The organism is Nonomuraea mangrovi, assembly GCF_042681425.1.
Taxonomy (GTDB): Bacteria; Actinomycetota; Actinomycetes; order Streptosporangiales; family Streptosporangiaceae; genus Nonomuraea; species Nonomuraea mangrovi.
This window is the reverse complement of the sequence record NZ_JBHUFV010000061.1, coordinates 1-19842: the sequence shown is the minus strand read 5'-3', so window position 1 is coordinate 19842 and position 19842 is coordinate 1. Positions and strand designations below refer to the sequence as shown.

Genomic DNA, 19842 nt, shown 5'->3' with positions numbered 1-19842 from the left:
CAATGTTCTGGAGCGGGTGCGCCTACCATCCAAGGCATGAGACTCGCCGCGGACTTTCCGTCGACGACCCGGGACGACTGGCGGGCCCTCGCGCTGGGCGTGCTGCGCAAGTCGGGCGTGGAGTCGGACTCGCCCGAAGCCGCTCTGGGCACCGACACCTATGACGGTGTGCGGATAGCGCCTCTCTACGACGCGGGCGACCTGCCCGAGCTGCGCGCCCCCCGCGCCCCGCACCGGGGCTGGGACGTACGGCAGCGGCATGCCGTACCCGACAACGAGGCGGTGCTGGCCGACCTGGAGAGCGGGGTCACCTCGCTGTGGCTGGCGGTCCCCGTGGAGGACCTGGCGCGCACGCTCGACGGCGTCCACCTCGACCTGGCGCCCGTCGTGCTGGAGGCTGGGGAGCGCACCGCCGAGGCGGCCGACGTCCTGCTCGGGCTCGGCGCCTCCGTCAGGGGCAACCTGGGCGCCGGGCTCGGCGGCGACGCCGTCGAGCTGGCCCTGCGGTGCGCGGCCGAGCATCCGGGGTTGCGGGCCATCGTCGTGGACGGTCTGCCGTACCACGACGCGGGCGGGAGCGACGCGCAGGAGCTCGGCTGCTCGCTGGCGGTGGGGGTGGCGCACCTGCGGGCGCTGACCGCGGCGGGGCTGCCCGTGGAGGCCGCCCTGGGCCAGCTGGAGTTCCGCTACGCGGCCACCGCCGACCAGTTCGCGACGATCGCGAAGCTCCGGGCGGCGCGACTGCTGTGGGCGCGGGTGGCCGAGGTCTGCGGCGGGCAGGGCGTCCAGCTCCAGCACGCGGTGACCAGCTCCGCGATGATGACGGCGCGCGACCCGTACGTGAACATGCTGCGGACCACGCTGGCGTGCTTCGCCGCGGGCGTCGGCGGCGCCGACGCGGTGACCGTGCTGCCCTTCGACGCCGCCGTGGGCGCGCCCGACGCCTTCGCCAGGCGGATCGCGCGGAACACGCAGGTCCTGCTGCTGGAGGAGTCGGGCGTGGGACGGGTCGCCGACCCCGCGGGCGGATCGTGGTACGTCGAGCGGCGCACCGCCGACCTGGCCGCCAGGGCCTGGGCGTGGTTCCAGGAGATCGAGGCGGCCGGCGGCGTCCAGGATGCCGGTGAGCTGGTGACCGCGCGGATCGCGCAGACGAGGGCGCGCAGGGACGACGACGTCGCGCACCGGCGCTTCCCGATCACGGGCGTGAGCGAGTTCCCCGACCCGCGTGAGCGCCCCCTGCGGCCGTCCCCGGCCAGGAGCGAGGGGGCCAGGAGCGGCGGGGTCCGGTACGCGCGGCCCTACGAGGAGCTGCGCGACCTCGCCGACGCCCAGCCCGAGCGGCCCAGGGTCTTCCTCGCCACGATCGGTCCCGTGGCCGCGCACACCGCCAGGGCCTCCTTCGCGGCCAACCTCTTCCACGCCGGCGGCCTGGAGACCGTCTCCTCGGGGCCGAGCACCGACCCCGAGGAGATCGCACGGGCCTTCACCGACTGCGGCGCCGCCGTCGCGTGCCTGTGCTCGACCGACAAGCTGTACGGCGAGCACGCCACCGCCGTCGCGCAGGCGCTCAGACGGGCGGGGGCGAGAAGGATCTGGCTGGCGGGGAAGGGATCCCACGAGGGCGTGGACGCGACCCTGTACGCCGGATGCGACGCGCTGGACGTCCTCCGCACGACCTTCGACGACCTGGGAGTGGTTCGATGATCCCGGACTTCACGAACATCCCGCTGGCGCCCGTGGGATCCGGCGGCGGCGCCGAGGGCGAGCCGTGGGAGACGCCTGAGGGCATCGCCGTCAAGCCGGTCTACACGGCGGACGACGTCGAAGGGCTCGACTTCCTGCGGACCTACCCGGGCGCGGTGCCGTATCTGCGCGGGCCCTATCCGACGATGTACGTGAACCAGCCGTGGACGATCAGGCAGTACGCCGGCTTCTCCACCGCCGAGGAGTCCAACGCCTTCTACCGCCGCAACCTCGCGGCAGGGCAGAAGGGCCTGTCCGTCGCCTTCGACCTGGCCACGCACCGCGGCTACGACTCCGACCACCCACGCGTGGCGGGCGATGTCGGCATGGCGGGCGTCGCCATCGACTCCATCTACGACATGCGGCAGCTGTTCGAGGGCATCCCCCTCGACAGGATGTCGGTGTCGATGACCATGAACGGCGCCGTGCTGCCGATCCTCGCGCTCTACATCGTGGCCGCCGAGGAACAGGGGGTCGCCTCCGAGCGGCTGACGGGGACCATCCAGAACGACATCCTCAAGGAGTTCATGGTCCGCAACACCTACATCTACCCGCCGGGGCCGTCGATGCGGATCATCTCCGACATCTTCGCCTACACCAGCACGCACATGCCGAAGTTCAACTCCATCTCGATCTCCGGCTACCACATCCAGGAGGCGGGGGCCACCTGCGACCTGGAGCTGGCCTACACGCTCGCCGACGGCGTGGAGTACCTGCGGGCGGGCATGGCGGCGGGGCTCGACATCGACGCGTTCGCGCCCAGGCTGTCGTTCTTCTGGTGCGTCGGCATGAACTTCTTCATGGAGGTCGCCAAGCTGCGGGCCGCCCGCCTGCTGTGGTCCAGGCTGGTGTCGGGTTTCGGGGCCGAGAACCCCAAGTCGCTCTCGCTCAGGACCCACTCCCAGACCTCCGGCTGGTCCCTCACCGCCCAGGACGTCTACAACAACGTCGCCCGCACCTGCGTCGAGGCCATGGCCGCCACGCAGGGCCACACCCAGTCGCTGCACACCAACGCCCTCGACGAGGCGCTCGCGCTGCCCACCGACTTCTCCGCCCGCATCGCCCGCAACACGCAGTTGTTGCTGCAGCAGGAGTCGGGCACCACGCGCGTCATCGACCCGTGGGGCGGCTCCTACTACGTCGAGCGCCTCACCCACGACCTCGCGGAGAAGGCGTGGCAGCACATCGAGGAGGTCGAGGCGGCGGGCGGCATGGCCCGCGCGATCGACGCGGGGCTGCCCAAGCTGCGCATCGAGGAGGCCGCCGCCCGCACCCAGGCGCGCATCGACTCAGGCAGGCAGCCCGTCATCGGCGTCAACAAGTACCGGCCCCAGGCCGACGAGCCGATCGAGGTGCTCAAGGTCGACAACAGCGCGGTGCGGGCGCAGCAGCTCGACAAGCTGCGCCGCCTGCGGGCCGACAGGGACGGCGAGGCCGTACGGCAGGCTCTGGAGAACCTCACCAAGGGCGCGGCGGGCGGCGACAACCTCCTCGCGCTCGCGGTCGAGGCCGCCCGCGCCAAGGCGACCGTCGGCGAGATCTCCGACGCGCTGGAGAAGGTGTTCGGACGGCACGCGGGGCAGATCCGCACCATCTCCGGGGTGTATCGCGACGAGGCGGGTCCGGTGAAGGGCATCGAGCTGGTACGGCAGGCATGCGCCGACTTCGCCGTCGCCGAAGGGCGGCGGCCGCGCATCCTGGTGGCGAAGATGGGTCAGGACGGGCACGACCGCGGACAGAAGGTGATCGCCACCGCCTTCGCCGACCTCGGATTCGACGTGGACGTCGGCCCGCTGTTCCAGACGCCCGAGGAGGTGGCGCGGCAGGCGGTGGAGGCCGACGTGCACGTCGTCGGCGTCTCCACGCTCGCCGCCGGCCACCTCACGCTCGTCCCCGCGCTGCGGGAGGCGCTGGCCGCCCTGGGCGCGGACGACATCATGATCGTGGTCGGCGGCGTGATCCCGCCGGGCGACTTCGACGAGCTGCGGGCGGCGGGCGCCTCCGCGATCTTCCCGCCCGGCACGGTGATCGCCGACGCCGCCCTCGACCTGGTGCGCGAGCTGTCCTCGCGGTTGGGCCACTGATGCTCCACGGCTCGCGCCCCGGGCACAGGAGGCCGGGCGGGTGGCGCGGGTGAGGACGCTCGACGACTACGTCCACGGTGTGAAGTCGGGCTCCCGCGCCTGGATCGCCCGCGCGATCACCCTCGTCGAGTCCACCAGGGCCGACCACGTCGAGCTGGCCCAGCGGCTGCTGGTCGAGCTCACCCCGCTGGCCGGTCACGCCCGCAGGGTCGGCATCTCGGGCGTGCCGGGCGTCGGCAAGTCGACGTTCATCGACGCGCTCGGCACCCGCCTCACCGAGCAGGGCCACAGGGTGGCGGTGCTGGCCGTGGACCCGTCGTCGACGCGGACGGGCGGCAGCATCCTCGGCGACAAGACCCGCATGTCCCGCCTGTCGGCCGACCCGCAGGCCTTCATCAGGCCCTCTCCGACCTCCGGCACGCTCGGCGGCGTCACCAAGGCCACCAGGGAGGCGATGGTCGTCGTCGAGGCCGCGGGCTACGACACCGTGCTCGTCGAGACCGTCGGCGTCGGGCAGTCGGAGACCGCCGTGGCCGACATGGTCGACACCTTCCTGCTGCTCAGCCTCGCCAGGACGGGCGACCAGCTGCAGGGGATCAAGAAGGGTGTGCTGGAGCTCGCCGACGTCATCGCGATCAACAAGGCGGACGGGGAGTTCGAGCTCGCGGCCAGGAAGGCGGCCCGTGAGCTGGCGGGCGCGCTGCGCATGCTCCGCTCCGAGGGGCCGCCGCCACCCGTCCTGACGTGCAGTGGGCTGACCGGCGGCGGGCTCGACGAGGTGTGGGGGCAGGTCATGGCCCACCAGGGCCGGATCGACCTGGCGGCCAAGCGGCGCCGCCAGCAGGTGCAGTGGACGTGGACGCTCGTGCGCGATCGGCTGCTTTCCGAGCTGCGCGGCAACCCGTCGGTGGCGGCGATCACGGCCGAGGTCGAGCGGGAGGTCCTCGAAGGGACCCTGACACCGTCGCTGGCGGCCGAACGCCTGCTGTCGGTCTTCAAGCGTCTCTGACCGCCCACGGCCGCCGATGCGCGGGCGCGGATCCGCCGCGGGCCGGACCGCACGGTGGCAGGGCACGGGGGCAGGGAGGCGGTGGCCTGGTGGTCAGGTCGCGCGGAGGCGGGCCCGGTAGACCTCGCGGGCTCGTTCCAGCAGTCCCAGGTGGTCGCCGAGTTGTTCGGGCGTGCGCAGGACGGCGTGCTCGCGCAGCAGCTCCTCCAGCGCGTCCAGCCAGTCCAGGCACCACCGCACGTCCTCGTGCCTGGCCACGCCCGCTCCCTCCACCTCCACGTACACCGGGCTGGTCAGCGCGTACGTCTCCCCCGTCATCGAGCGCGGGCACGGCCCCCCGACCGCCTCCGCGAGCACGTAGGTCGGCGACGAGACCCGCAGCGAGGCGGTCAGGGACTGGCCCTCCGACACCGCCAGCACCCCGTCCGCCGTGCGCAGGCGCAGCTCCGACACCTCGGCGCCGACGACCCGCGCGGTGACGCCCACCTCCGATCCGAGCGCCAGGTCCAGCACGGCGCCCGGCTCCTGCCCGTCGACCGACAGCTCCAGCCACGGCCCCGTCGTGGCGAACGTCCTGCCGCGCCGTACCGCGTCGGCGAAGGAGGCGGCGCTGAGCGCGCCCTCCACCCTGGCGTACACCCGCGCCCACCCCGGCGGGCTCGACTGGCGGTCCAGGTGGGTGAAGGACAGCATGGTGTCGGTCCCCGCGCTGACGGCCAGGCGGTTGCCCGCCCCGAGCAGCCGCCGGTACACGATCGCGGTGGCGCCGATGTGGGCGTGGGTGAGCACGTCGAGGCTGTCGACCAGGCCCAGCGCGGCGTCCACGACCAGCTCGCGGGCCGAGCAGTTGCGCGCCACCGGACGCACCAGGCGCCGGGGCGGGTCGTCCTCGGCCAGCGGCAGGCCGAACGGGTGGCTGTAGCCGAGCAGCGCCCCCGACTGGCGCAGCTCGCGCAGCGCGTCGGCGTTGGGCGGCCAGTCGGCCTCGCCCTCGAACCCGGTGTGGAAGCGTTCGGGCGGCTTGGCGGGGGCGAAGGCGTAGACATGGCCGAGCAGGTCGTTGCGGTACTCCACGCCCATCCTGGCCACGTGCGTGCCGTCCGACCACGGCAGGTCGGCTCCCGCCCAGTGGTCGAGCGCCTCCCTGTCGTAGACGCGCGCGCCCGACACGTTGCCCGCCAGCAGGTTCAGCACGTGCAGGTCCTCGCCGAGCTGGACGGCCGCGGCGTCGGCGGGAGCGGCGACGCGATCGCCCGCCCAGTTGAGGTGCACGTGCATGTCGCCGCCATACCAGCCGCGCGCGGCCGCGTCGTGGACCCTGCGCGGTGTCAGCCGTACCGTCCGCTCCTCGCCGGGGGCGAGGGTGACGGCGGTCAGCGCCTCGCCGTACTCCATGCCCCTGGTGACGGTGACCGTGAGCGTGTCGGCGGGCACGTCCAGCACCAGGTCGTCGCCGTGGAAGTACGGCAGGCCGTGGAAGTCGTGGCGGTGTGGCGCGCCGTCGGGGAACCAGCCGTGGCCGTCGGCGCCGAACACGCTCCACCGGCAGGGGAACCCGGCGCTCAGCCTGAGCCTGGCCGACGGCACGGTCCTGGCCAGCCGCGACAGGCTCACCGGAATGCCGTCGACGGTCAGCTCGCTGCCCGCCGCGACCTCGGCGAGCCACGCGCCCGCCCCGCGCAGCTCGCGCCGCACCCCGTCGACCTCCACCGCCACGGGACCGTCGCGCCACGAGTCGATCAGCAGCGGCACCTTCGGCGGCGGGCCGAGGACGGGGCGTGGGGTGCATTCCAGGCGCACCCCCTCATCGGCGATCCTGAGCGCGGCCAGCGAGCCGGGCAGCCGCCCCTCCAGCGTGTCGCGCAGGAGCACGTCGTAGTCGGGCTCGCGCAGGCGGGCGCCGAGCTCCATGGACGACGCGCCGGGGTGCCGCTCGGCCAGCCGGGTGAAGGCCAGCCCCCAGAAGCGGTCCATCAGCTCGGGCGGCAGCACCGCCCTGACCTTGAACAGCTTGACGTAGTGGATCTCCGGCTCACCCCAGGTGATGCCGTGCTCGCCGAGCAGCCCGCCGTACTCTCGCAGCGCGGCCGCGACCGTCGCCGGCAGCATCGGATCATCGCACATGGCCTCTCCCGCCTCGCGTGCCGTCATCCTGGCACGGTGCGGCGACGCGCCTGATTCCGTGGGGCGGCATTTGTCACTACGCGGATGCGGAATCCTCCACCACGTGGGACCAGGCTTCTTCCCAGAGGTCGCTCGCCTCGCTCGTCCACGTGGCGGAGACCAGCGCGCCCCTGCTCCGGTACGCGCGCATGATCTCCACGTGGGCGGGCAACCGGACGAACGCCCTGAGGTCGGCCTCCGAGCGCCACACCGACACCGAGCCGATGCGGCGCGCCCACGGCTCGGCCCACAGCCACAGCCCGACCGCGCCGTCCAGCTCAGGCCACAGCCTGCCCAGCCGCCATCCGGTACGGGCGGCCCGCGGCAGGTGCGCGGCCCTGTGCAGGCGGAAGTCGGTGAGACTGACGACGACGGCCCCCGTGCCCCTCGGCTCAGGGCCGGGGATCCACCGGCTCCTGATCACGCGGCGAGCACCTTCGCCGCGTCGCGGATCTCCGGGCTGAAGGGGGTGGGCCGCAGCGTCGCGGGGTCGAGGTTGACGTTCACCCTGCGACCCTCGGCGTGGACGGTCTGCCCGTCGGGGGACAGGACGCGGAAGCCGTAGACACCGCTGGTGTTGCCCATCCGCTCCATCCAGAAGTGCACCAGCGGCTCGCCCACGCCCATGATCGGCACGTGGTAGGTGATGCTGAACTCGCGCACGGCGAGGAAGACGTCCTTGAAGCGGGAGTGGGCGGGGTCGAAGTTCCAGCCGAGCTCGGTCCAGAACGCGGTGATGGCCCGCTCGACGAGCACGGAGTAGCGGGCGTTGTGCAGCAGGCCCATGGCGTCGAGGTCGTCGAAGTGGACCTGGACGGGACGGGTGTGGGACAAGGTCAATCCTCCGGGAGGAGCGATGGATCGGGGGAGAGGGCCCGCAGGCGGTCCAGGACCGCCCTGCGGGCATGGCCGAAGGCCCGCGGCCCGTCGCGCAGGCGGGAGTGGGTGACGGCGGCCTCGCCGAGCGCCTCGATCTCGTAGGCGAGCTGGGCGGGGTCGGCCCGCAGCTCGCCCCTGTCGACGGCCTCCTGGACGGACTTCTCCAGGTAGCCGAGCCAGTCGTTCATCGCCTCGGCCACCCTGTCCTTGACAGGGCCGGGACGGTCGTCGAACTCGACCTGGGCGACGAAGAAGAAGCAGCCGCCGGGCAGGACGCCCTTCTCGTAGAAGGCGAGTCTGGCCTCGTGCAGGGCCAGGACCCTGCGCACACCCTTGGGCACGGCGAGGGCGGGGGTGACGACGTGCTCCACCCATTGCCGCCTCGCCCACTCGACGGCGTCGAGCTGCAGCTGCTCCTTGTCGCGCCAGTGGGCGAAGAAGCCGGACTTGCTGACTCCTGCGACCTCGGCGAGACGGCCGAGCGTCAGCCCGCCGAGACCGTCGACCGAGGCCAGCGCCACGGCGCTTTCGAGGATGGCCTCTCTGCTGCGCTGCCCGCGCGCCTTCCTGCCGTCAGTCATGGCTTCACGGTAGCACAATAAGACCGATCGGTCGTTAAGATTGTTTTCCCGATCGCACGGCCACCGCGCGGGGCGGCGCGGAGTGCGACATTGGTCGACTGTGCTAGATTTTGGCCATGCGGTCAGAAAATGAGGCAACCGGCCAGAAGCCGCGATCGTTCATCGAGAAGGCCAGAAGAGCCCAGATCATGGCCGCGGCCATCGAGGTGATCGCCGAGGTGGGATTCGCCAAAGCCTCGCTCGCCCTCATCGCCAAGCACGCCGGCATCAGCAAGGGCGTCATCTCCTACCACTTCTCCGGCAAGGACGACCTGATGGAGGAGGTCGTGAACCACGTCTACTCCGACATCGCCGAATTCGTCCTGGCCAGAATGGAGGACAAGACCACCGCCACCGAACTGCTGCGCACCCAGATCCTCACCGTCGCCGAGCACATGCGCGAGCACCGCACCCAGCTGAAGGCCCTGGGCGAGATCTTCACCAATCTCCGGCTCCCCGACGGCTCCCCGAGATACGGCATCGCCGCCAACGAGGAGCTCTACCAGTCGCTGGAGCGGATCTACCGCTTCGGCCACTCCACGGGCGAGTTCAGGGAGTTCGACCCGCGGGTCATGGCGATCACCCACTCGGCCGCGGTGGACAACATGTTCGCCTACTGGTCGGTCCACCCCGAGCACGACCTCGACGCCCACGCCAGGGAACTGGCCGAGATCTTCGTCCGCGCCACGAAGGGGCCGCAGTGAGAAGGCTCGCCTACGTCGACAACCTGCGCGTGGTCCTCACGGTCCTCGTGATCCTGCACCACATGGCCCTCACCTACGGCACCATCCACGCCTGGTACGTCTTCGAGCCGGCGAAGGACCCCTCCGGAGTGGCGCTCGACGTCCTGGTCATGTTCGACCAGGCGTTCTTCATGGGCTTCTTCTTTCTCATCTCCGGCTTCTTCACCCCCGGCTCCTACGACCGCAAGGGCGGCGGCGCGTTCATGCGCGACCGGCTGGTACGGCTGGGCGTCCCGCTGATCGTCTTCCTCCTGCTACTCCGCCCCCTGGCCATGATCGGCGTCTACCAGGACTTCGACATGCCGTACTGGATGTTCTACATCGGGTCGTGGGACCCGGGTCCGATGTGGTTCGTGGAGGTCCTGCTGGTCTTCGCGGCCGTCTACGCCGTCATCCGCCGCTACGGCCGGATCCCCAGGTCGGGCCCCGAGCAGGCGCCAGGAGCGGCGCCGATCGCCGCCTACACGCTCGCGCTCGCCGCCGTCACCTTCGCCTGGCGCCTGGTCGTGCCCATCGGCCTCTACGTCCCGGTCCTCGGCCTGCCCACGCCGTCCCACCTGCCGCAGTACGCCAGCATGTTCGCGATCGGCGTGCTCGCCCACCGGCGTGGCTGGTTCGCCACGCTGTCGAGGCGGGCGGGCAGACTCGGTTTCGCCGCCGCGGGGCTGGGGACGCTGGTGCTGCTCCCCGTGCGCTTCATGTCCGGCGGAGCCGTCGCCGACCTCGCGCAGGCCACATGGGAGGCGGTGTTCGCTGTCGGTGTCATCATCGGCCTGCTGGTGCTGTTCCGCGAGCGCTTCAACGCGCAGGGGGCGCGCGGCAGGTTCCTGTCCGAGCACGCCTACACCGTCTACATCATCCACCCCGTCGTGCTGGTCGGCCTCGCCTACGCCTTCGCCTGGCTGCACGTAGCCGCCATCGTCACGTTCGCGGTCGTCTCCGCGCTCGCGCTGCCGCTGTGCTGGGGCCTCGCCTCCTTGACGCGCTCGCTGCCCGGCGCCAAGAGGATCCTTTGAGCGGCATGGGGCATCCCTGAGCGTCGCGGTGCCGGGGCCGTACCCTCACCTGTGAACCCATCGCCCCATCGTGGTGTGGCGCGGCACGCGAATCCGGCCGGCCCGCCGCGCGCCCGGGCCGCGCCGTGGCCCAGGGGCGGCACCGGGTGACGCTGAAAACGCACGAACGTGGGCAGGAGATACACATGCGACTCCGATCACGGCTGCACCGCCTCGACAAGCACCTGTACGCCGCCGTCGCGCAGGCCAGGCTGCCGGGCTTCGAACGCGTCCTGCCGCCGCTGTCCAGAGCCGCCGACAACGCGCTGCTGTGGGCCGGCGTCGCGGGAACGTTCGCGCTGAGCGGCAGGAGACGCCTGCGCAGAGCCGCGACCAGGGGGCTGCTCGCGGTCAGCCTCGCTAGCCCTCTGGTCAACCTGGCGGGCAAGCAGGCCTTCGGCCGCAAGCGCCCGGTCTCCGACGCGCTGCCGCTGGCCAGGCTGCTCAAGACGCCGCTGTCGGCGTCGTTCCCCTCGGGCCACTCCGCCTCGGCCGCGGCCTTCGCCACGGCCGTCGCGCTCGAAGCCCCCGCAGCGGTCGCCGTCCCTGTGTCGGCGCTGGCGGCGGCCGTCTGCTTCTCCCGTGTCTACACGGGCGTGCACTACCCGGGCGACGTGCTCGCGGGCGCGGCCATCGGCGTCGCCGCCGGGCTCATCACCCGCCGCATCTGGCCGGAGGCGGCCGAAGCGGGCAGGGCGCGCGCCTCGGCCACCGCCCCCGCCTTCGACGTCGACCCCTCGGGCGAAGGGCTCGCCGTCGCCGTCGACCCCGCCGCGGACGAGCTGGAGGAGACGCTCCGCAAGGCCTTCCCCAGGGCGGAGTTCGTCCCGCTCGCCGCCATCGACAACGCAGGAGGCAAGGCGCTCGCCGTCGCGGGCGGCGACGGAACCGTCAACCGCGGCGCCCAGGCCGCCCTCGACCACGGCAAGCCGCTGCTGGTCGTCCCCGCCGGTGCGCTCGACCCCTTCGCCGCCGAACTCGGCATCGCCGACGTGGAGGAGGCAGTCGCCGCCTACCGGGCGGGCGAGCTGGCCGCCGTCGACGTGGGCGAGGTCGCCGGCGGGGTCTTCGTCAACAACGCCGGCCTCGGCATCTACCCGTCGCTCGCCGGGCGCACGGAGGCCAGGCAGAAGCGGATCGGCAAGTGGCCCGCGCTGCTGTGGGGCCTGGCCGAGGTGCTCCGCCGCGACGTCGAGCCCGTCGACGTGGTCGTGGACGGCGTGCCGTACCGGGCGTGGTGGCTGTTCGTGGGCAACTGCCGGTACGGCTCGCGCGGCCCGGGTCTCGGGCGGCGGGCCAGACTCGAGGACGGGCTGCTCGACGTCAGGCTGATGACCGCGGCCCGGCGGCTGCCCAGGGTACGGGCGTTCGGGAGCGCGGTGGGCGGACGGCTCGGGCTGTCACGGCACTACCGGCAGTGGCAGGCGGACACCGTGCGCGTGGAGACGCCCTCCGGGGCGGTACGGCTGGCCCGCGACGGCGAGACGGTCACCGCCCGCGGGCCGCTCACGTTCGCCAAGCGCCCCCGCTCCCTCCACGTCTTCCGCTGACCCGAACCCCGCCGGCAGCGCCGCCCATCCGGCGAAGCACGGCTCCCCGCCGAAGACCTCCCGCGCACGGGAGGCCGGAGGGCGGCGGAAGCCTGCTCCGAGAACGTCCGGCAGGTCAGACGACGTTGGCGTTGGTGTAGAACGCGTCCAGCGTCTGCCCGTAGTGCTCCTCGACCACCTTCCGCTTGATCTTCAGGCTGGGGGTCAGCTCCCCGGTCTCCACCGTGAAGTCGTTGGCCAGGATCGCGAACTCCTTGATGGTCTCGTAGCTCGCCAACCCCTCGTTGACCTGCTTGACCGCCCTGCCGACCTCCTCCCGCATCCGCGGGTGCTCGCGCAGCTTCTCAGGGTCGTCAGGCAGCCCCTCCGCCGCGGCCCACGGCCGTACGACCTCCATGTCCAGCGTCACCAGCGCGGTGCAGAAGTTGCGCTTGTCCCCGTGCACGAACACGTGCGACAGGTACGGGCACGCCGCCTTGATGCGGCCCTCGAGGTAGGTGGGCGCCACGTACTTCCCGCCCGAGGTCTTGATCAGCTCCTTCTTCCTGTCGGTGATGCGCAACCGCCCCGCCTCGTCGAGTTCACCGATGTCGCCGGTGTGCAGCCAGCCGTCCTCGAGCGTCTCGGCGGTCTCCTCCGCGAGCCCGTGGTAGCCGCGCATGATGCCGCGCCCGCCGATGAGGATCTCGCCGTCCTCGGCGATGCGGACCTCGGTGCCGGGCAGCGGCGGCCCGACCGTCCCCAGGCGGACGCTGTCCGGCCTGGTGAGGAAGCTGCCCGCCGACGACTCGGTCAGACCGTACCCCTCGAGGATCGTCAGCCCCGCGCCGTCGAAGAACTCGGCGACGTCCTGGGAGAGAGGGGCGGCACCCGAGATGAAGTAGCGGATGCGCCCGCCGAAGCGTCCCCTGAGCTTGGCGAACACCAGGCGGTCGGCCAGCGCGTACTCCAGGCGCGTGGTCAGCGGGAGCGCGGCGCCACGCTGGCGGGCCCTGCTGACCCTGATGCCCGTCCTCTTGGCCCAGTTGAAGATCCGTAGTTTCGCGCCGCCCTCGCGTATGACCGTCGCGGCGACCGTGTTGTGGATCTTCTCGAAGATGCGCGGCGCGGCGGCCATGAACGTCGGCCTCAGCTCGCCCAGGTTCTCGGCGATCTTGTCGAGGCGGCCGTCGATCGCCGTCGGCACGCCGATGTCGATCATCACGACCTCGAGGAGCTTGCCGAACGAGTGCGACAGCGGCAGCCACAGGAAGTGCAGGTCGTCGGGGCCGATCAGATCGATCTTGCGGACGGCGTCCGCGGCGTACAGCCAGTTGTCGTGGGTCAGCTCCACGCCCTTGGGTCTGCCGGTGGTGCCCGAGGTGTAGATGAGCGTGGCCAGATCCTCCGGCTTGATCACGTCGATCATGGCGTCGTAGTCGCCTTCGGCGCGGACCTGGTCGATCGGGACGACCCAGCCGTCCTCGCTCGCGGTGCCGTCGATGACGACGACGTGGCGGACGCCGGGCAGGTCCTTGCGGACGGAGGCCAGCTTCGCGACCTGGTCGTCGTTCTCCGCGATGACCAGCGTGCTGCCGGAGTCGTTGATGACGTACGCGCACTCGGCGGCGGTGTTGGAGGGGTAGATCGTCGTGGTGGCCGCCCCCGTGGACAGCACGGCCAGGTCGGTGAGCACCCACTCCAGCCTCGTCGAGCAGAGGATGGACACCCTGGCCTCGGCGGAGGCGCCGAGTTCGGCCAGGCCCAGCGCCAGCGGGCGCACCCGCTCGCCCACCTGAGCCCATGTGAGCGATTCCCATCCGGTGCCCGCTGGGTGACGATAGGCCTCGGCGTCGGGGGTGGCCTTGATCCGATCGCGCAACAGAGCGGGAATGCTGGACATTCCTGACCTCCGGTGAGGGGGACGACTTGGTGCGCACTCTAGGCCGAATGCGGTGTGTCAGTCGATGGTCAGGATCAGTTACCTTCGGCGGTTCCCTCACCAGTGGTCACGATCTTCACACGGTGATCACCCGTTGGGCCGGAGTGGTCGCGACGTTCTCGTGATCGGCCGTGCGCACCTCCCACGCGCCGCACTCGCAACGCAGGTAGGAGATCACGCCATCCGACGTCACGTGGGACGAGATGAGCGTCATGGAATGCATGCCTCCAACCTGATGTAATGCCCTTATGCATTTCAACGCTTACGGCGGCAACGGCGCCGCTCTGTCGGCGGACCTGGTCAACGCCTCCGTCTTCACCCCCGAGGCGATCACCCCGCTGCTGACCAGGAACGAGATGCTGCGCGCCGACCTCACGCCCGACCAGGCCGACGAGCTCGGCAGGTGGGCGAGAAGGCTCGACCCCGTCTTCGGCGAGACGGACCAGGACGCCCAGATCGCCCTCGTCAACGACCTGCTGGCGATCACGGCGGCCACCCCGTACATCAGCGCGCACGACGGCCGCAGGCCGCACCTGCACTTCTTCGCCCTCGGCGCCGACATCGTCGCGCGGGCCAAGGACACCACGGCGGGCGGGCTCGCCATGGCCATCTGCTTCTCGGACGGCCGCCGCCTCGGTCGCTGCGACAGAAACGGCTGCCGGACCGTCTACGTCGACACCTCACGCAACGGGCGGCGCAGGTTCTGCTCGCTGGCGTGCGCCAACCGCGTCAACGTCGCGGCGCATCGGGCGCGAACCCTTGCGCAGGATCGTGAGCCCGGGTACGGTGACCCGGTCGCATCACCAAGCCGTGGAGGCTGTTGACGTGGAGTTCTGAGGTCGCGGGCACCGCGCCGTCTCGCCCTGTCGTGGGCACGTGCGCACCTGGACCTCGGGCGTCTTCGCGGTGGTTCCCGCCAAGTCATGAAATTCGACTTTCTGACGGGAGCTCCTCTATGTCATTTTCCGTAGTGATCGACCATGTCTCCTACACCTGGCCCGACGGCACCCGAGTGCTCGACGGGCTCGACGCCGCCTTCCCGGCCGGGCGCACCGGCCTGATCGGCGCCAACGGGTCGGGCAAGTCCACCCTGCTCAAGATCATCGCGGGGGAGTTGCGCCCCCGGTCCGGCTCGGTCAGCGTCGCGGGGCAGGTCGGCCACCTGCCGCAGAACCTGCCGTTGCGCGGTGAGCTCACGGTCTCCGACCTGCTCGGCATCAGCGCGACCAGGGCCGCGCTGCACGCCATCGAGGCGGGCGACGTGCGGGAGGAGCACTTCACCGCCGTCGGCGACGACTGGGACGTGGAGGAACGGGCGGTCGCCCAGCTGTCGACGCTCGGCCTCGGCCACGTCGGACTGGACCGCACGGTCGCGACGCTGTCCGGCGGTGAGACCGTCATGGTGGGGCTGGCCGCCCAGTTCCTCCACCGGCCCGACGTGCTGCTGCTCGACGAGCCCACCAACAACCTCGACCTCGACGCGCGGCAGCGGCTCCACGCGGCCGTCTCCGCCTGGCCGGGAGTGCTGGTGGTCGTCAGCCACGACAGGCACCTGCTCGACCTGGTCGACCAGGTCGCCGAGCTGCGCGACGGCGCCGTGCGCGTCTACGGCGGCAACCTGACCGACTACGAGCGGATGCTCGCGGCCGAGCAGGAGGCCGCAGAGCGGATGGTCAGGGTCGCCGAGGCCGACCTGCGCAAGCAGAGGCGCGAACTCGTCGAGGCCAGAGTCAAGCTCGCCCGGAGGGAGCGCTACGCCGACAAGATGTACGCGCGCAAGCGCGAACCGAAGATCATCATGCAGGCGCGCAAGCGCGAGGCCCAGGTATCGGCGGGCAAGCACCGCATCATGCACGAGGAGAAGCTGGAGCAGGCACGCGAGCGGCTGAACGAGGCCGCGCAGGCCGTGCGTGACGACACCGGGATCCGCATCTCCCTGCCGGAGACCGCGGTCCCCGCGGGGCGCGTCGTCCTGTCCTTCGATACGGCGAGCCGTACCGAAGGCTCCGTCGGACGTCTGGAGGTGCGCGGGCCGGAAAGGATCGCGCTGCTCGGCCCGAACGGGTCCGGCAAGACCACCCTGCTCGAGGCCATCATGGCGGCGGGGGCGCAGGTTCCGGTCGGCTACCTTCCGCAGCGGCTCGACATCCTGGACGGGAGGCTCAGCGTGGTCGACAACGTGCGCGCGCACGCACCGGGCGCCTCGGTCAACGAGGTGCGCGCGCGCCTCGCGCGCTTCCTCTTCAGGGGCGCGCGGGCCGAGCAGCCGGTCGGCACGCTGTCGGGCGGCGAACGGTTCAGGGCGGCGCTGGCGGCGCTTCTGTCGGCCGACCCGCCGCCACAGCTGCTCCTGTTGGACGAGCCGACCAACAACCTCGACCTGAAGAGCGTCGAGCAGCTGTCGCAGGCGCTGGCCGCCTACCAGGGCGCGCTGATCGTGGCCAGCCACGATCTTCCGTTCCTTCGGGGGCTCGGGATCACCCGATGGCTCCAGCAGGATCGGGACAGCGGTCTGACCGAATCGTAATTGACGGCAGGGGATCAGCCGGGCGATAGTGTGGCAGATGGTTGCCCCCCGGTTGATCTCCTGCGCGCTCGGCCTGGCGATGCTCACCCTGACCGCGTGCACCGCCACCGCTCAGGGGCCCGCGGAGACCTCCCCGGGAGTCGCGACATCCACGAGCAGCGCGCCCGCCCTCACGGCCGACGCCTACCGCGACGCGCTGAGCGAGCAGCGCGCGAAGGTGCGCGAAGCTCTCGCCTCGGTGTCCTCCGCCAAAACGATCAAGACGCTCAATGATCGTATGGAACGTGCCGAAGAGACCCTCCGCGGCGCCGCCGACGCCCTGTCCGCACTCGCACCGCCCGTCGAGGCCAGAGTCCAGCACGAGACGTACGTGGCCAGCCTCCAGAACTTCACCACCGAGCTGGGAATGACACTCGGCAAGGTGGGGGGAAGGGACATCTGCACGGCAGGTGGCGTCTTCAGCGACGTGGCGGACAAGCTGCAGGCCATGGACCAGGCGGGAAGGTCGTTGAAGGCGCTCGGCGACTACCCGGCCGACGTGGTGCCGGTCAAGGCGGGCAAGAAGCAGACCCGGCGGCCGGCCAACGGGCGGTTCCTGCGCTCGGAGCGGCTCAACGGCCGCAGCTCCCTGCTGATCGACAACGGCGGGTCGAGAGACGCGGTGGTGACCGTGCTGCGCGGGAAGGGCAAGGCGTTCACCGTCTTCGTGCGGAAGCAGTCGACGTTCAAGGTGAAAGGCGTGCGGGACGGAACGTACGAGATCTTCTTCACGCACGGGGTGGACTGGGACGGGAAGGCGTTCACCCGGTCGTGCAGCTTCGAGCGGTTCGAGAAGCCGGTGCGGTTCAGGACGACCTACACGGCGACGCAGATCCGGTGGCACGACTGGCGCGTGACGCTCCACTCGGTCACCGGCGGAAACGCTCCCACGACCGAAGTCGACCCCGGCTCCTTCCCTGGCTGACCGCCTGACCTCTGCGTGTCCGCCTTCCGTGTCCGCACCATCGGCCCGCGGAAACGTGTCCGCACTGTGGGCCCGTGGAAACGTGTCCGCACCATTGGTCCGCGGAGCCCGTGCTGTCGGCCTGCGGAAACGTGTCCGCGTCGCGGGCGGGGGGCGACGTGTCCGCGCCGTCGGCCGGAGCGTCTTCACGCCATCGGCTCGGCGGAACGTGTCCGGTCCATCGGGTCGTGGAAATGCGGAAGGGCCGCGGCCCTCGCGGAACGAGGTCGCGGCCCTGCCCCATCGAGGTCAGGAGGAGAACAGCATCCCGAGGAAGCTGTCGTGCCTGCGCCGGTGGCCGTAGTGCCCGCCACCGTAGTGCGGGGCGGGGGCGCCCCACGCCGGGGCCCCGTGCGCGGGGGGCGGAGGCGCGGCGGGCGGGGTGTGGTACTGGGACTCCATGCGAGTCAGCGTCTCCAGCTCGCCGTAGTCCAGGAAGATCCCTCGGCAGTTCTCGCACTGCTCGATGTGGACCCCGTTGCGCTCATATGTCCGCATATTGCCGCGGCACTTGGGGCACTGCATCTGGCTTGATCTCCTTGCCCTTTGGCGGGATGTAACTCTGTCTTGCGTGCGCCACTATGTCAGCCTTGTTTGAGGCCGACAATCCTGCCGCACGACTGGACCAACGATTGTTCTACCTCGTCCAGTTCCCGGTCTTCCCTGTGCGCATGGCCGACGGCCACAGCGGCGAGCTGCACGGTGACCGCTCTGGCCGGGATGTCCAGCCGTGCCCATGGGTCGTGAGGATCGAGCGCCGGCCCGCCGGAAGCCAGGTAGGCGTTCAGAAACCGGCCCCAGGTGTCCGCGTCGAGCAGGCCCGCGGCGAACCACGCCGCAGGCCTGGCCAGGTCCCACGCCGGGTCGCCGACTCCGAGGTCGTCCACGTCGATCAGCAGCCATCGATCGGAGCGGTGCACGAGCTGTCCCAGATGCCAGTCGCCGTGGGTGAGCAGCCGGGGAACGGGCTCGGGTTCGGGCAGCGCCGCGAACGCCTGCCGTACCACTCGCTGAGCCGCTCCGTCTCCCGGCATGCCGGTGACCGCCCGCGCCATCCGCTCCGGCCCACCGGCCTCGGGCAGCGGCGGCACCATGGTCAGCGGTACGGCATGCAGCCGCGCAAGCAGCCGCGCGCCCTCCTCCCATGGAGCGGCGTCAGGGTCGTCGCGCCCGACCGGCGTACCGGCGGGCCATACGGTCACCGATCTTCCACATACCGTCCGCACTTCACGGTCCAGCGGGGGCAGCATCACCCCCGTCAACGCGGCAGACGCCGAGGCTTTGAGCCTCAGCCGCAGGGGAGCCTGCTCATCCCTGGCCGAATGCGCCTTGACCACGACCTCACCGCGCCGGACGACGACGACGTCGCTCCTCGTCTCATGCCGGGTCGGCTCCCCGGCCCCGCCGTACTCGCCGGCCATTCGCGACAGCTCACCCTCGAGATCCACCCGCAAAGCCTACGAGCCACCGTTTATTGGGTGGTCCCTCCGCCTGGATCCCTGAGAGGCTCGCCACGACGTTCCCAGCCGACGGCGCTCGAGGGTGCACGGGCCGCCCCTCACCGCGGGCCCTCACTGACGGGGGTGGGGGAATCGGCTGCTCACGTGCTCTGGGGCGGCGTCGCTCCGGCCGGTGAACGGAGGTTCCTGGGAGAACCCCGCGACCGGGGCGGCGGGTGGCGCCTGCGATCGGGGTGGCCGTCGAGAGGCGAGTGCCCCACGATCGGGCTAAGGCCGGTGGTGCCTGCGATCGACCGGGGCGGCCGGCGGGAGGGATGCCCTCGTTCGGGCGGAGGCCGGTGGTGGCTGCGATCGACCGGGGCGGTCGGCGGGAGGGATGCCCTCGTTCGGGCGGTCAGCGGGAGACGCCCGCGATCGGGCGGCGGGCGAGTGAGCGGAGGACGCGTGCACCAGTCGAAGGACCGGCCTGGACGGCTGATCCTCCTCTGCGGTCTGCCGGGTGCGGGGAAGACCACTCTCGCCAGGCGGCTGGCCGCGGACCTGCCCGCCGTACGGCTGTGCCCCGACGAGTGGATGGCGGGGCTCGGCATCGACCTCTTCGATGAGCAGGCGCGCGACCTGCTCGAACGACAGCTCTGGCGGCACGCGCGGGAGCTGCTGGCTCTCGATCAGAGCGTGATCCTCGAGTACGGCTTCTGGACGCGCGGCGAGCGGGACGAGAAGCGGCTCGCCGCCCAGGCTCTTGGCGTGGGGGTCGAGCTCCACTACCTGGATGTCCCCTTCGAGGAGCTGTGTCGCAGGGTGGAGGCCCGTACCGCCGAGGGCGCCGCGCACACCGCTCCCATCACCCGCGAACTCATGACCCGGTACGCCGCGCTGTTCGAGGCTCCGGACGCCGGAGAACTCGCCCTGTTCGACGACCATGCAGATCCGCCTGCCCCCGGAACCGGCCGCTGAATTGCGCCCGCGCAGTGGTGACGCGCGTTCTGTGAGGTCATGACGGATTTTCCGGTACGCCGGTGCGTTGATTTGACGGTTGGCGGAGTCGTACATAGAGTTCACCAGTCCCACCCAGTCGGCGA

Annotated in this window: 18 protein-coding genes; 10 read left to right on the top strand and 8 right to left on the bottom strand. The window is 71.3% G+C overall.

Annotated features, from left to right (window positions below):
- Nucleotides 1-36: 36 nt before the first annotated feature.
- From ACFSKW_RS38975 to meaB, 3 genes are read left to right on the top strand one after another with little or no spacing between them, the layout of a single operon-like run.
- Complete coding sequence (locus ACFSKW_RS38975; RefSeq protein ID WP_379578685.1) at nt 37-1707, top strand: methylmalonyl-CoA mutase family protein; 1671 nt, start codon at nt 37-39, stop codon at nt 1705-1707.
- The gene (scpA, locus tag ACFSKW_RS38970; protein WP_379578683.1) at nt 1704-3830 is read left to right on the top strand and encodes a methylmalonyl-CoA mutase; all 2127 of its coding nucleotides are present in this window, start codon (nt 1704-1706) and stop codon (nt 3828-3830) included. Before ACFSKW_RS38975 ends, scpA begins: the two co-directional genes overlap by 4 nt.
- A gap of 40 nt (nt 3831-3870) precedes the next feature.
- Complete coding sequence (gene meaB / locus ACFSKW_RS38965) at nt 3871-4839, top strand: methylmalonyl Co-A mutase-associated GTPase MeaB (protein WP_379578682.1); 969 nt, start codon at nt 3871-3873, stop codon at nt 4837-4839.
- A 93-nt stretch (nt 4840-4932) separates the two neighbouring features.
- On the opposite strand, the gene ACFSKW_RS38960 is transcribed toward meaB, so the two are convergent.
- The 4 genes from ACFSKW_RS38960 to ACFSKW_RS38945 are packed head-to-tail and all read right to left on the bottom strand — an operon-like array spanning nt 4933 to nt 8462.
- On the bottom strand, nt 4933-6990 hold the full coding sequence (locus ACFSKW_RS38960) for a CehA/McbA family metallohydrolase (protein ID WP_379578680.1): 2058 nt from the start codon (nt 6988-6990) through the stop codon (nt 4933-4935).
- Nucleotides 6991-7039: 49 nt separating this feature from the next.
- Complete coding sequence (locus ACFSKW_RS38955; protein WP_379578678.1) at nt 7040-7426, bottom strand: hypothetical protein; 387 nt, start codon at nt 7424-7426, stop codon at nt 7040-7042.
- Complete coding sequence (locus tag ACFSKW_RS38950) at nt 7423-7836, bottom strand: acyl-CoA thioesterase (protein WP_379578676.1); 414 nt, start codon at nt 7834-7836, stop codon at nt 7423-7425. The genes ACFSKW_RS38955 and ACFSKW_RS38950 overlap by 4 nt, the downstream gene beginning before the upstream one ends.
- Nucleotides 7837-7838: 2 nt before the next feature.
- The gene (locus ACFSKW_RS38945; RefSeq protein WP_379578674.1) at nt 7839-8462 is read right to left on the bottom strand and encodes a TetR/AcrR family transcriptional regulator; all 624 of its coding nucleotides are present in this window, start codon (nt 8460-8462) and stop codon (nt 7839-7841) included.
- A 116-nt stretch (nt 8463-8578) separates the two neighbouring features.
- On the opposite strand from ACFSKW_RS38945, the gene ACFSKW_RS38940 reads away from it, so the two are divergent.
- The 3 genes from ACFSKW_RS38940 (at nt 8579) to ACFSKW_RS38930 (ending at nt 11849) form a co-directional block, all read left to right on the top strand.
- The gene (locus tag ACFSKW_RS38940; RefSeq protein ID WP_379578672.1) at nt 8579-9205 is read left to right on the top strand and encodes a TetR/AcrR family transcriptional regulator; all 627 of its coding nucleotides are present in this window, start codon (nt 8579-8581) and stop codon (nt 9203-9205) included.
- Entirely contained in the window at nt 9202-10260 is a 1059-nt protein-coding gene (locus tag ACFSKW_RS38935) for an acyltransferase family protein (RefSeq protein ID WP_379578671.1), read from the top strand. Before ACFSKW_RS38940 ends, ACFSKW_RS38935 begins: the two co-directional genes overlap by 4 nt.
- 185 nt (nt 10261-10445) lie before the next feature.
- Nucleotides 10446-11849, top strand: coding sequence for a bifunctional phosphatase PAP2/diacylglycerol kinase family protein (locus ACFSKW_RS38930; RefSeq protein WP_379578669.1), 1404 nt, complete (start codon nt 10446-10448; stop codon nt 11847-11849).
- Between the two features lie 115 nt (nt 11850-11964).
- Here the strand turns inward: ACFSKW_RS38930 and ACFSKW_RS38925 are convergent, their stop codons facing one another.
- Nucleotides 11965-13731 carry an AMP-dependent synthetase/ligase gene (locus ACFSKW_RS38925; RefSeq protein WP_379578668.1) on the bottom strand — a complete coding sequence of 589 codons (1767 nt, stop codon included), beginning with the start codon at nt 13729-13731 and terminating at the stop codon, nt 11965-11967.
- 115 nt (nt 13732-13846) lie between these two features.
- Nucleotides 13847-13993: a hypothetical protein gene (locus ACFSKW_RS38920; RefSeq protein WP_379578666.1), complete on the bottom strand. Its 147-nt coding sequence runs from the start codon at nt 13991-13993 to the stop codon at nt 13847-13849.
- A gap of 25 nt (nt 13994-14018) precedes the next feature.
- Here ACFSKW_RS38920 and ACFSKW_RS38915 point away from each other — a divergent pair, with 25 nt between their 5' ends.
- From ACFSKW_RS38915 to ACFSKW_RS38905, 3 genes are all read left to right on the top strand, one after another.
- Entirely contained in the window at nt 14019-14594 is a 576-nt protein-coding gene (locus tag ACFSKW_RS38915) for a CGNR zinc finger domain-containing protein (protein WP_379578664.1), read from the top strand.
- A gap of 131 nt (nt 14595-14725) precedes the next feature.
- Nucleotides 14726-16297 carry an ABC-F family ATP-binding cassette domain-containing protein gene (locus ACFSKW_RS38910; RefSeq protein WP_379578662.1) on the top strand — a complete coding sequence of 524 codons (1572 nt, stop codon included), beginning with the start codon at nt 14726-14728 and terminating at the stop codon, nt 16295-16297.
- 37 nt (nt 16298-16334) lie between these two features.
- Nucleotides 16335-17261: a hypothetical protein gene (locus tag ACFSKW_RS38905; protein ID WP_379578660.1), complete on the top strand. Its 927-nt coding sequence runs from the start codon at nt 16335-16337 to the stop codon at nt 17259-17261.
- 288 nt (nt 17262-17549) lie between these two features.
- On the opposite strand, the gene ACFSKW_RS38900 is transcribed toward ACFSKW_RS38905, so the two are convergent.
- Nucleotides 17550-17825 carry a TFIIB-type zinc ribbon-containing protein gene (locus ACFSKW_RS38900; protein WP_358143616.1) on the bottom strand — a complete coding sequence of 92 codons (276 nt, stop codon included), beginning with the start codon at nt 17823-17825 and terminating at the stop codon, nt 17550-17552.
- A 59-nt stretch (nt 17826-17884) separates the two neighbouring features.
- Nucleotides 17885-18748, bottom strand: coding sequence for a phosphotransferase (locus tag ACFSKW_RS38895; protein WP_379578658.1), 864 nt, complete (start codon nt 18746-18748; stop codon nt 17885-17887).
- A 456-nt stretch (nt 18749-19204) separates the two neighbouring features.
- On the opposite strand from ACFSKW_RS38895, the gene ACFSKW_RS38890 reads away from it, so the two are divergent.
- Entirely contained in the window at nt 19205-19717 is a 513-nt protein-coding gene (locus tag ACFSKW_RS38890; protein ID WP_379578656.1) for a P-loop nucleotide/nucleoside kinase family protein, read from the top strand.
- The last annotated feature ends 125 nt before the right edge of the window (nt 19718-19842 follow it).